This is a genomic window from Mesotoga sp. B105.6.4 (genome assembly GCF_002896535.1).
Classification (GTDB): Bacteria; Thermotogota; Thermotogae; order Petrotogales; family Kosmotogaceae; genus Mesotoga.
On record NZ_JWIM01000150.1, the window covers coordinates 1 to 1,692 of the forward strand.

The 1,692-nt window shown below is 46.4% G+C and carries 1 protein-coding gene; it reads left to right on the forward strand.

What is annotated here, in order from left to right; translation table 11 throughout:
* Nucleotides 1–234 precede the first annotated feature (234 nt).
* On the forward strand, nt 235–1,521 hold the full coding sequence (locus RJ60_RS15285; RefSeq protein ID WP_099830362.1) for an MFS transporter: 1,287 nt from the start codon (nt 235–237) through the stop codon (nt 1,519–1,521).
* The last annotated feature ends 171 nt before the right edge of the window (nt 1,522–1,692 follow it).

A 1,692-nucleotide genomic window follows, 5' to 3' on the forward strand; every position in this document is an offset into this window, starting at 1 on the left:
AGGACGGGTCCACGATCTTGGATGAGTATCGAAGGACGGGTTTCAAAGAACCGCCAGTCTGCTTGCGCAGGGCCGGGTGGACCCCAAACCCCAGACCCGCTGCTCTTTTCGGAGAACGTTTACTGACGCTCTTCCTGTCAAAAATTGATTCACCGAAGAACAAAGAACTGTCCCGGGTGTAAAGAAAAAGTATGGTACAATCTTGAAATTCAAACTTGACAAGTTGGGCTGCAGATGAAATCGAGGATTTTCAAGGGTAAGAGTCTTTTCTACGGATGGATCATAGTTGCAGCGGCAGCACTCGGAGCTTTCTTTTCAGGGCCTGGGCAGACTTATTCTGTTTCGATATTCATAAATTCTTATATCAACGGATTTGGCTGGAGCCGTTCGCTTGTGTCGGGCTATTATTCCATTGCCACCCTCATTGCCGGATTCACGCTTCCCCTGGTCGGAAAAGCCGTTGACAAGTTCGGTCACAGGAAAATGTTTGCAGTCATTCCGACTCTGCTGGGATTGACCTGCTTGTGGATGAGTATCGTCAGTCATCCCATTATGCTCATTGTTGGCTTTTTCTTCCTGCGACTTCTCGGTCAGGGTTCGATGAGTTTACTGCCTTCAACGCTTGTTGCCCAATGGTTTTCCCGCCACCGCGGAAAGGCGTTGAGCATTATGGGGATTGGAGGTGTTGCGTCTTTCGCTTTTTTCCCACCGGCAAACAACTGGCTGATCCAGAATTTTGGTGCAGAGACAGGATGGCGTGTTTGGTCACTGGCATTGTTCTTGCTTATGCTACCAGTTGGCTGGTTTTTAGTAAGGGACAAACCGGAAGATATGGGCGAAACACCTGACGGGAAAACGTCAAAAGAGACTAAAGAAAAGAAGAAAAAGGACACCCCCAAAAGGATCGTCTTTAAGGATAATCCATGGATGTTAGGACAAGCCATGAAGACGAGAGCTTATTGGTTCATGATTTACTGTACGAGCGTTCCGGCCATGATCAATACCGGGGTTACATTTCACATGGTTTCGATCATGCAGACAAAAGGCTTTACACCCACTTTTGCCGCTCTCATCCTGAGTGTTATCGCGATGGTACAGTTTCCGATGACTTTTATAGCAGGATTCATGGTGGACAGATTCAAGATCCATATCATCAAAGCTATCGGTTACCTTGTTTATGCAGCCAACCTCTTGATTCTTCTTCTGGGCACGAGTCAGCAGATCCTTCTTGTCTATGCCGCTTTGCACGGCGTTTTTATGGCCTTTGAATCAGTCAGTACCAATGTACTATGGCCCAATTATTTCGGCAGGAAGTATCAGGGAACAATCAGGGGTACTGCTATGACGGCAATGGTCATCGGTTCCTCTTTGGGACCATTACCATTTGGGTTTGCTTACGATTATTTTTCCGGCTACTCGGAGATTCTTTTTATCATGATGATTTTCTCTTTGACAGCAAGCATTCCAGCTTTCTTTTCTCCGCCTCCGATTTATAGTCATGATGGGAACGGTTCTTCGTGACTGACTGGCAAGGACGAATAGAGACTCCTTTTTTCCGTATTTCTTTCCGTACTTACAATAATCATTCCAATACCCATCGCCGGCCCGGAAGATGCGTTTGTGAGAGCGAGACTAGAGGATTGAGAAAAAATAAACGGGGTCAGACTCCGATTTTCCAGAAAAAATAAACTG